The organism is Megasphaera paucivorans (assembly GCF_900103535.1).
Lineage (GTDB): Bacteria > Bacillota > Negativicutes > Veillonellales > Megasphaeraceae > Megasphaera_A > Megasphaera_A paucivorans.
Genome location: NZ_FNHQ01000019.1, coordinates 42750 through 53527, shown reverse-complemented (window position 1 = coordinate 53527; position 10778 = coordinate 42750). Strand labels below are relative to the sequence as shown.

The 10778-nt window shown below is 41.5% G+C and carries 10 protein-coding genes; all 10 read right to left on the bottom strand.

Features of this window, described 5'->3' with window-relative positions:
* Positions 1 to 233: UPF0236 family transposase-like protein (locus BLR11_RS09405; RefSeq protein WP_176762940.1), on the bottom strand; the 233-nt coding region annotated here is incomplete at its 3' end.
* Positions 234 to 349: 116 nt separating this feature from the next.
* Positions 350 to 1528 carry a DVU_1553 family AMP-dependent CoA ligase gene (locus tag BLR11_RS09400; RefSeq protein WP_176762939.1) on the bottom strand — a complete coding sequence of 393 codons (1179 nt, stop codon included), beginning with the start codon at positions 1526 to 1528 and terminating at the stop codon, positions 350 to 352.
* A gap of 23 nt (positions 1529 to 1551) precedes the next feature.
* A complete protein-coding gene (gene trsS, locus BLR11_RS09395; protein ID WP_218118765.1) occupies positions 1552 to 2901 on the bottom strand; it encodes a radical SAM (seleno)protein TrsS in 1350 nt (449 codons plus the stop codon).
* A 1-nt stretch (position 2902) separates the two neighbouring features.
* Positions 2903 to 3181 (bottom strand): hypothetical protein, encoded by a 279-nt coding sequence (locus tag BLR11_RS09390; protein WP_091651143.1) that lies wholly within the window; start codon positions 3179 to 3181, stop codon positions 2903 to 2905.
* A gap of 5 nt (positions 3182 to 3186) precedes the next feature.
* Positions 3187 to 4308 (bottom strand): aminotransferase class V-fold PLP-dependent enzyme, encoded by a 1122-nt coding sequence (locus tag BLR11_RS09385; RefSeq protein ID WP_091651141.1) that lies wholly within the window; start codon positions 4306 to 4308, stop codon positions 3187 to 3189.
* Positions 4308 to 4733: a DVU_1555 family C-GCAxxG-C-C protein gene (locus BLR11_RS09380; protein WP_091651138.1), complete on the bottom strand. Its 426-nt coding sequence runs from the start codon at positions 4731 to 4733 to the stop codon at positions 4308 to 4310. Before BLR11_RS09380 ends, BLR11_RS09385 begins: the two co-directional genes overlap by 1 nt.
* A gap of 1 nt (position 4734) precedes the next feature.
* Positions 4735 to 5265: a class I SAM-dependent methyltransferase gene (locus BLR11_RS09375; RefSeq protein WP_176762938.1), complete on the bottom strand. Its 531-nt coding sequence runs from the start codon at positions 5263 to 5265 to the stop codon at positions 4735 to 4737.
* Complete coding sequence (locus BLR11_RS09370; protein ID WP_091651131.1) at positions 5262 to 5483, bottom strand: DVU_1557 family redox protein; 222 nt, start codon at positions 5481 to 5483, stop codon at positions 5262 to 5264. The genes BLR11_RS09375 and BLR11_RS09370 overlap by 4 nt, the downstream gene beginning before the upstream one ends.
* 14 nt (positions 5484 to 5497) lie before the next feature.
* Positions 5498 to 7783, bottom strand: a complete 2286-nt coding sequence (locus BLR11_RS09365) for a pyridine nucleotide-disulfide oxidoreductase/dicluster-binding protein (RefSeq protein ID WP_091651128.1) — start codon at positions 7781 to 7783, stop codon at positions 5498 to 5500.
* Positions 7784 to 7877: 94 nt separating this feature from the next.
* Complete coding sequence (locus tag BLR11_RS09360) at positions 7878 to 10631, bottom strand: molybdopterin-dependent aldehyde oxidoreductase (protein WP_091651124.1); 2754 nt, start codon at positions 10629 to 10631, stop codon at positions 7878 to 7880.
* Between the last annotated feature and the right edge of the window lie 147 nt (positions 10632 to 10778).

Below are 10778 nucleotides of genomic sequence, written 5' to 3'. Positions count from 1 at the left end.
CGCTGATAGGTAACGGTGCCGAATAGTCCTTGTATCGTACGGCGATCCCGCCGTTCTATCTGATATCCTTGTTTCTTGTACTGTTCCACCAATTCTGTATCCATGATTTCTAACGCACAAACCAGTGCCTCTGTGAAAATCCGCATAAACAGCTGCAATAATTTTGTTTCGCGTATGATCGCGGTATCGGATTCCTTTATTGTTTTGATAATTTCTGCTATAATATATTCCATGAGAAGACCTTCGGTTGTGATATATTTTGCTGGCTAGGCAATATATCTATTATCTAGGTCTTTTCTTTTTTTTGCAATATCTTACCGAGAACTATTTTACACTAAGCTTTATTTTTTCAACAGATTTGTATGCCCCGTTTCCCCCGATAAAATAATGTATCAGAAATATCGCAAGGGGTTGCAGATAGATGTATTTCTTTTCCCGGAAAAATTTCTGTAATTTTGCTATTGATCGTATTTTCTAACTTTGATTTTGATAAAGTAATGATCCGTATATCAACAATCTGCGCACTTATCGTAATGCAATAATCTACCAGCCATTCATAAGAAAAAAGAATATTATCTAACAGTTCCATGTAATGATTGCTCCTTCTAACATGATCCAGTCGTATAATCTCACTTCCACAAGGACACTGATTCGGAAAAATCCGTGTTATATCCCCCGTACGGTAACGTATAAGCGGCATCGCTTCCATTCCAATTGTCGTAATAACCAATTCCCCATATTCTCCTGGCGGCAATTGTTCCCCTTTTTCTCCAATAATTTCAACAATGACATGATTTTCCCTGACATGCATTCCTTCATGAGCAGCACAAGTTACAGCTCCGCCCAAAGCCATTTCCCGCGAGCCATAATGCGGAAAAAGTACAATTCCAAAATGCTCAATCGCAGATTTTACCGTTTCAGGACAAGCATCACCACTCAATAAGGCCCGTTTTAATGCATAGGAACCGCAAAATCGCAATATAGATAATAAGGGAGCTGCCATTCCTATAAATGTATCCGGTTTTTGCTGTTGTAATATAGTCGAATATTCCCCAAAAGTACATTCCGTACCCGCCTTGATAGGAACGGCTCCCAGCCGCTCTATTGCTTGTGAAATAAGGCTTCCCAGACTATACGGCCCGGAAAAGGGCATGCAAATCATTGTGCGGCTTCCGGGAAACACCATTTCAGCAAGTCCGGCGACAAAAAAATCCAAGGTATTTTTACAATCCCCCGCTGTATAAAACACTCTTTTCGGTACCCCTGTCGTGCCGCTTGTCTGATCAGTTATAATCCGCTGAATCTCTGCCTGCGAACAAAGAAGCAGTGAAGTGCTGTTATCCATTAACTGACGGGATGTTGTAAAAGGAAAATACTGCAATTCCTCCAAAGAGGTAATATGAGAAGGCAGCATACGATAAAAACCGTCCCGGGCATGTTCCCGCTTCAGGACGGTATTCAATGCAGTCAATTGAAATGTGCCTATACTAGTCCGAGACAATCGGTCTAATTGAGTTATTCTCTTCATATAGTTCTCTAAACAAGTTATTTTCATCTTCTATACAAAGCCTTTCCCTTGCCATCTGTTATATTATATGCACAAAAAGGAACCATCCCAAATGTGCTGTCCACTTCACAAATATAACAACGCCGCAATCGACGCAAATCCAAATTATAAGCATCTTGAAATAACATTCCCGACACAGTAAACGTATTTTCCTTAGCTTGCACCAAAAATTCATCCAGCGAATCCGTATTTTCCATGGATGAATTTTTACAACATTTTTTTTCTATCGGCAAATCTTCCAGATTGCTGCCACTCCATTGTCTAGCCACAAAATCACGTGCTTCAGAAGCTTTTATGCAGCACCCTTGATGATATCGAGGCGATAATGCTTGTAAACTGCGGTCAGAGAACCGCATATAACTAGCATGAAAGGAGCAATAAGGATTTTCTGCTCCGCCGCCGCTAAAATCAGATTGTTTCATACAGCCCTTTGTTTGTTTTTCAATTTCCCGCAGCATACGGGGAATGGTAATCCGCCACGCAGAATTTTTTAAAACACATCGGCCAAAATAACTAACCGGCTGAAAATGAACACCTCGGACAACAGGCATCTGATTAACAGCAAATCGAAGCAATGCTCCTATCTCATTTATATTTATACCTGGTGCAATAACCGGTACTAAAATAACACCCAGTCCAGCTTGCCGGCAATGTTCGATAGCCTGTTGCTTTATTTCCAAAAGCAGTTTGCCGCGGAGCACCATAAACGTGGTATTCGCAAATCCATCAAACTGCAGAAATACACAACTTAAACCTGCTGTTTTCAGTGCATGCGCATATTCTTTTTCTTCTGCCAAGCGGATTCCATTCGTATTAAGCTGAAAAAATGTAAAGCCTTTTTTACGTCCCAATTGTATGATTTCCGGTAAATCATCACGCAGTGTAGGTTCTCCCCCAGAAAGTTGAATGTTAAAAGGCCCGCCGCGATCCATAAGCATATCATATTGATCACTAATTTCCCGAAGTGTCATATCATGTTCGTTCTGCGAACCGGAATCAGCAAAACAAACAGGACAAGACAAATTACACCGATTAGTTAATTCCAGCAAAACACAACAACCATTGGATTGATGCCCCTGACATAAACCGCAGTCATAAGGGCAGCCCTTGTCAACAGGTCGTGGAGCAGTTATAACATCATCGTTATTTGCATATGTTCCCCAAGACAAATATTCCTCCATGCTTCCTTCCCAAAGCAGTACCGTAAATACGCCATGCTCTGGACAACGTTTCTGCATATAAATATTTCCATCCTTGCCTTGAAGAATATTAGCGTTAACAACTTGCAAACAGACAGGACAAACACTTTGAGTTCTTGATATGTCTTTCGTCATGTCAATTCTCCTCATTTTTTAACCACGCTTCAAAAAACATTTTTGCTTCACTATACGTATCTTCAGGAAACCTTACAGTAATAATATATCTGTCTAATATCCCTTTAATTTGTAGTCCTCTATTCATCGCTATCATCATCGGTCTGCGGTAACGATGATTTTCTTCTACAGTCCATCCGTTCAAATGTATTTTGAATTCTCTTACGGTAATAGGCAGCTTGTATTCATATATCTGAGAATCTGCTAAACAATTTTCTGTTTTTCTGCATTCAAAATCCATGTGACTTACCTCATGATACTACTAACAGCCTGTATCACTGCTTTAATTTCTTCCTCTGTAGTAAATCGCGAAAGACTCAAGCGCACCGTACTATCACAGCCTAGATCGGTAAAAATACGGGGAGCACAATGTAAACCGCTGCGGCAAACAATATCGTAACTTTCCGTCAGTATATACCCTATCTCAGCAGCAGACTTCCCCTCTATGACAAAGCTCACAACAGGCGTACATTTTCCCTGCGGTGCAATAACTGCCGCCCCTGTATCGGCAAGTCCTTGTTTCAAATGCTCTGTCAGCAACTCTATCCGTTTTATATCCGCAGGATTTTCCTCACTCCAGCGAAGAGCTGCCAATAACCCATAATAAGCCGGTTCATTTCCTGTTCCTGCTTCCAGATGAATCGGCATTTCCGGAGGCATCTCTTTCCTATCACTTTGAATCCCGGTTCCACCGCATAACAAGGGTTCCAGATGCAAACCAGGCTTTACATATAATCCGCCTGTACCTTGGGGCCCCAGCAGGTATTTATGCCCCGTAAAAGCTAACATATCAATATTCCAATCATCAATTTGCACGGGGACCATCCCCAGCGTTTGAGAAGCATCTATCAGCACCGTCGCATTTACCTGCTTAGCAATATGGGTAAGTAAGCAAATATTGTTAACCGCACCTGTTACATTAGATGCATGAGTCAATACGCATAATGCTGGTTTATATGTATAACAAGCTTTTTCCCAAGATTCGGGACAAACTCGGCCGCCATCATCCACAGGCACCCATATAATTTTTATATGCCGCTCCCGTCTAAGCTTGTACAAAGGCCGCAGCACACTATTATGCTCGGCCGCTGTGGTAACGACGGTGTCTCCTGTCTTGAGAGGAAACCCTTGTATCGCCAAATTCAGTCCCCATGTAGAATTAGCTCCCAGTGCAATACGGTTATAATGTTGTCCTTTCATCAACTGGGTCAAAGATTTTCGTGTTTCCTCAAACACATCGAAGTCCTCAATACCGCCGCGATTCGCTGATCCCGGCGGGGCGCATAATGCCTCCGACACGGCGTCAGCAACACAACCCGGTTTCGGCCAACTGGTCGCAGCATTATTCATATAAATAAGCGATTGCATTAGATAACACCTCTTTCAGCAAGAAGCTCCATACATTTTTCCATGGCAGCTTCAATCAAGGACGGGCAATTTTCAATTCGTTTTACAGCCTTATTTTTTGTTATATCATAACAGGTATCCCCATGATAAGCGGATTGCGTCATATCACGAAACCATCGGATATAATCAGCGATAGCATCTCTTAACGCAGGGTCTTCCAATTCATCTGCTTCCCCTTTGTTTAAGAAATAAGAAAGGAAACAACACCCCCCTGTTAAACAACCGCAAACATCTCCTGTAAATCCCAATCCTCCATTCAATCCTCCCATAGCCCGAATTAAATCAGGGTTTTCTTTTCCTTCTGATTCCAAGGCCAAAATCATCATGATTTGCGAACAGAAAAATCCCTGCCGGGAAAGTTCTAATATTCTACTAAATAACTCCATATTATCCCTCCTTACGACATATCAGCATATAATATCCGTATTTTCCTTTAGGTATTGGGCAATATAGTTTACTTATATCCTCTCCGCGCCATAAACATTCAACGTAATATTGCCGCCATATCTCTGTCATATCTTGAAAACAGATAATGTGAAAACCGACATTTACGACACTATCTATCAAATTCTGACTATTCCTAATCCCTACATCTGAATATAACAAAAAACCATGAGGCTTTACTACGCGATATGCTTCTGTAAAGGCCTCCTGTATTCTGCCTGAAATGAAGAAACTGCATTGCGACAAAACAACATCAAAACTCTCCGCATCATATGACGTATGAAGAAAATCTCCCCATGTTACATCCGTACTTGTTATTAAATCAATGCCCTGTACATAAAATCCCAAGTCTCGCAGCAATCGTACCGTCTGTCCATCACCTGCTCCCATATCCAAAATACGGGCAGGTACTGTAACGGATGCCAAGCGTAACATCTCTTTCGTATGTTCATCACCGCCAGGATGTCTATTCATTTGTCCTCCAACGCCTTTTCCACTGACAATACTTTTCCTAATGCCAGCTCCTCCGGAACATAAACAAACCCACAGATAGGACATACAGGAAGTTCTACAGGAAATCCGTTATCTAAATACATAAATTTTGCTTTTCCCTTTACTAATGGCACCCCGCATTTTAGACATTTCAAATTTCCCTGCGTATCCATCGTATAATAGTTCTTATCAGCCGTCATAATTTTACCCCCGATTATCTTGTAACAATATTCATACGGTGGCTATATGCACAATGTACCACATATACATCGTCTTTTTGCTCATATTTTACCCAGAAAGTAACATTTCCCTCTCGATGCCTAGTGACGAGCAATCCTGTTTTTTCTTCTAAAATAGCCTCTTTAGTCTCACGCATATATTGCAATGTCTGCATAACATCCGTACGTAATATCATCCGATCCTCCATCATGCGGCGGGTTTCCGGTGTAAATATAACTTTAAATCCATATTCCACAGGTTCTACCAACTCCTTCCACACTTCTCTCAGCAGCCGTTCTTTTAATTGAATCCGGTTATATCTTTTTTCGCTTATATCAGGAGGTACTCCTGCATTTTCATTATATATCAACTCCAGCAGGTGCCTTGATTCTTTATTCTCCCGCGCCAATCGATCACGACAAGCCATACAATAGGTAATATATGGTGTGTCAGAACGTTCCGCACACATTTTGGCCATTTCATGTGCTACTTCACGGTTGGCATACATGACTAATCCACCATATCCGCAGCAAGGTGAATAATCTCCTGAATATTCTGTATCTATAAGTACACAACCCAATTTTTCCGCTATAAGCCGCATCGTCTCCTGCATATGAATATTGCCGCGAGCTCCGCATGAATCATGCATAGCCACCGGATAATCCAAACCTTTCGCACCTTCGGGAAATCCTATCTCCGCCAATATATCCCAAATGCCAATTACCTGTTCATGACTATGTTTGCTCAGCATATCTGCACACATAGGACATCCGGCAATAATAACAGGATGCCCCAATATTGCAAAATGTTCATTTAACATACGTACGGTTTCAGCATACATTAATTCTCTCCCAGCCCATTTTGCAATAGCTCCGCAGCACCCCAATAACAATGCAACGCCGCCGGTAAGCCGCTTTGTCAAATCAGCATACGCTTTATATACAGTATCCGGTGCAATTGCCGAAGTTTGACATCCCGGGAAAAAAACATACCGGCAGTGCGTATATCCTGCCTGTTTCCTGCACAAGAAAGCATCTGTATTAGAAAATTCCATATCCATAAGAGCAAATTCATGAGGTGCCAGCGGCATTTTCCCGGTTGTCACCATGTTCTGCCGTGCAATCAAGCAAATATCGGCCATATTATATCCATTAGGACAAGTAACCGTACACTGCCGACATAATGAACAAGAATTAATTGGTTTATTCATCATATGATCACCCATAATAATATTGGCATTATTATAGATTTCCCGCGTAAGTTTTTTAGGATATTTTTTGTAATGCTGTAAATATACACACCCTCTGACGCATTCATCACAATGACACTGTATACAACGTTTTGCCTCGCTAATCGCATTCTCTCGAGTGTACCGCCCATCTATGCCGCAAGGAAGAGATGCGCTTGCCGCAATACCATTTAAATTAGTATATAAGCGAGTTTCTTTGCAGCCTTCCTCTCCGCGGCTGTTTTCCGGAGCCAATCTCTGGGCCAGACGATCTGCTGTCAAAGCCGCCTTTCGGGCATTAAACGCGTTTTCTATCACATCTTGTTGTTCAATGGGTGCAGAAATAACCGTTTCGGCATGCCAAAGCATAACGGTTTCATCCACTTCGCCGCCCAGAATTTGGAGAAAAGAAGGAGACACTCCAATTAAATCATAATGATGCCGCTCCTGTTCAAAGAATTCCGAAGTAAGTGCCTCGGCATGAACAAAAATAATATTTGTATGCGCTATAACTGCGGCATCCTCAGCGATTCCTTCTTCATCAGCAAAAGGTGCTGCCGCTTTTAACATATCATACATATTATCATATTTACTGTATACCGTTACGGGATACATTTTTCTAGCCATTTCGCCAACAAAAAAAGCAGCAAATAATCCTTCCCCAAAGATAGCTGCCGTTTTTTTCTTTTTCATCCGCAGCATACCGGATCCTTTATTTATCTCTCCCATCTGGGTGGCTGTACGTTCTAATGCCGTGATACGAATACCTTCACCTATATCGTACAGTTTGCAATATTTCTGACAAGGTGCTTCACAACCTTGGGAAAGAATATGCGGTAAGGGGGTAATTTTTGTATATACTGCCAGCGCCGCCGTAAAATCTCCAGCCGCAATTTGTCCCACTAAGGTTCTCACATCTAACTTCAAAGGACAGGCGGCACTGCAATAAGGCAGTTCTTCATGAATGCACACACGTTCTTTTTCTATGAGTTCTTCTTCTGAAAACATAGTCTTTGTGCGATATATTTTTGTTGACCGTTCTTTTATCGTCATAACGATTCTCCACAAGTTAAGCTTACGATTAAAAAGAGAATAGAGAGGCAGTATACGCCTCTCTATATTGTATCATGCACGCTTTATCTCTGCATTATTTTTCCAGTTTTCGCAATGCTTCCAAAACAACATGGGGTTTTGCAGGAACCCGGGTAATACGTGCTCCAGTAGCATTGTAAATCGCATTAAGGATTGCTGGATGAGGTGCATCTAAAGGCGCTTCGCCGCAACCAGCCGCACCATACGGTCCTTCAGGCCGGTATGTCTTATTAAAGTGAAGTTCTATATCATCCGGCACATCATTTGGATAAGGAATCCCACATTTAATCAAACTTGTATGAACTTTTAAATCTTCAAAATCTTCTGACAAGGCAAGTCCGATACCCTGTACCAAACCACCATAGAAATTCCCCTCTACAAGCAGTTGATTCATAATTGTCCCTACGTCGGCAACACAAGTAAATTTTTCCACCTTGACCTTACCTGTTTCTGTATCAACAGCAACTTCCGGTAAAAAAATCGTATACATATAAACGGAGAAAGGTTCTCCTTGCGCCGTAGCCTGATCAACAGGATGTGCCGAACAAAAAGTAGCTACCCATTCTCCTTTTACCCTTGTATCAATTCCTTCCGATTTCATTTCTTCATAAGAGCGATAGGTTCCATCATTCTTTCTCATTGCCGCCAGCAGATTTTCTGCCGCCAGTCGACAGGCATTGCCGCTCATGACTTGAGAACGAGATCCACCTGCAGGGCCCGCATTCAGAACAAGTTTTGTATCACACATAACAAGATGAACATCTTCCGGTTTAATTCCCGCTTGCCGCAGCGTTTCATGAGCCGAAACGAGAGCTCCCATATCGGCACCTTGCCCATGATCTTCCCATGCTGTATAAATTGTTACCGTCCCATCAGGCATAAGTTCCGCTTCAGCATTAGAACTATCCACCCCATCAAGACCGCAGCCATACACCCCGAGAGATACACCAATACCATACTTTATCATGCCGTCAGATTTAGCATTTTTTTCCGCTGTCCGTTTTTTAGCAGCTTCATACAACGGACGTGCTGTTTTAAAAAGTTCCTCCTCACAATATACCTCTGGCTCATATCCAGTTGGAATTGTAGTATGTTCGGAAGATTTATAACAATTCATTTCTCTCATGTCAAACGGATCAATTCCCATTTTAGCTGCCAGACAGTCTATTGCTATTTCCGATCCCATATAAGACTGCGGAGACCCATACGCTCTAAAAGCCGATCCCCACGCATGATTGGTAAAAACAGTAGTATTTTTATTTCGTATACTCTCAATCCCATATCCAGCTCCGATGAATTGACTCAAACGATGCGTCAGTAAATCGCCAAATTCAGAATACGGCCCATGATCCACATAATTATTTCCCCATAAAGCTTTTAACTTTCCTGTATTATCAGCTGCTAATTTAATATGAAGAAACGCAGGTGAACGTTTGCCTGTATAGGTAATATTTTGAAATTGATTAAACACAAGAGACACTGGATGCTGGGTAACCAAAGCAGCAACACCCAATAGAGCTTCATTTGTCGGCGAAAATTTATATCCAAAAGTCCCGCCTGTATGATTCTGAACTATACGCAGTTTATCCATAGAAATGCCAATCCCATCAGCAATCATTGGCATATGAAGATGAATACCAATGGATTTAGAGTGAATCGCAAGCATGCCGTCTTCATCAATATATGCATATCCACAATCCGGTTCTAAATGTAAATGTGGTTGCCGTGAACAATAACTTTCGATTTCAACCATATTTTTATCAGGTACTGTATTCCAATCAAACTCCGGACCTTTGATGCAATTTGTTTCATAATATGCATTAGGAATTCCCGGATGAATCTCAATAGCATCCGGTGCAATCGCTTCAGGAACGCTCATATAGGCCGGTAATTCTTCAATATCAACCTTCACAGCATCCGCTGCTGCTCTGGCATGTGCTTCCGTATCAGCAGCTACAATAGCAATAGCATCACCAAACTGGAAAATTTTTTCATCACACAGAATCGGTCGTTCCCATCCATCTGTTTTATTATTTAATGGCAGCATGACCAATCCGTTAATACGATTTTTTCCAGGTACATCCTTTGCTGTAATAATTTGAAATACACCAGGCATAGTTTCTGCTGATGATGTATCTACATTTTTAATATTCGCATGAGATACGTTTGCCTGCACTAAAGCTAATCGTAATGTATCTGTCGGCATGTGAAGTGCATCATCAGCGCCAAAGTCCCAAGTACCTGTTACTTTTTGAGCAGCTGACGGACGGATGTATTTTGTACCGACAATACTTTCCCCATTCGATTTAAAAATTAAATCTTCCTTCGTCTTTTCACCACGTATAACTGATGCCGCCTCTATAACCGCATCAATAATCGGCTTATATCCGGTACATCGGCACAAATTACGATTTTTATCAAACCAATCACGGACCTCCTGCCGAGAGGGATCGTTATTTTGATCCAGAAGTACTTTAGCACTAATAATAAATCCCGGTGTACAGAAGCCGCACTGTGCAGCACCAACAGCCATCCAAGCAACTTGCAGCGGATGCATATGACTTACCGTCCCGATACCTTCAATAGTTGTAATGTTAGCATTATCCGGCACTCGTTTCATTTTGACGATACAAGAACGCGTTACTTTTCCATCTAAAATAACGTTACAAGCCCCGCAATGCCCCTGCCCACAACCGATTTTACAACCTGTAAGCAGTAATCGTTCACGCAATACCGCCGCCAGTGTTTCCGTCTCTTCAACCAGAATAATTCGCTGAATTCCATTAATAATAAGTGGTTTCTTAATCATATAGGTTTCCTCCTCATGCTATGCCTATGTAATACCAATTTCATATTCCCCTGCATGAATCAGATCATGCAGATATTCCATAAAACAATTTTTTCTATAGTATTAAATCCAAATATAAAGCTTTTCTCCTCTATGTATAATAGTGTA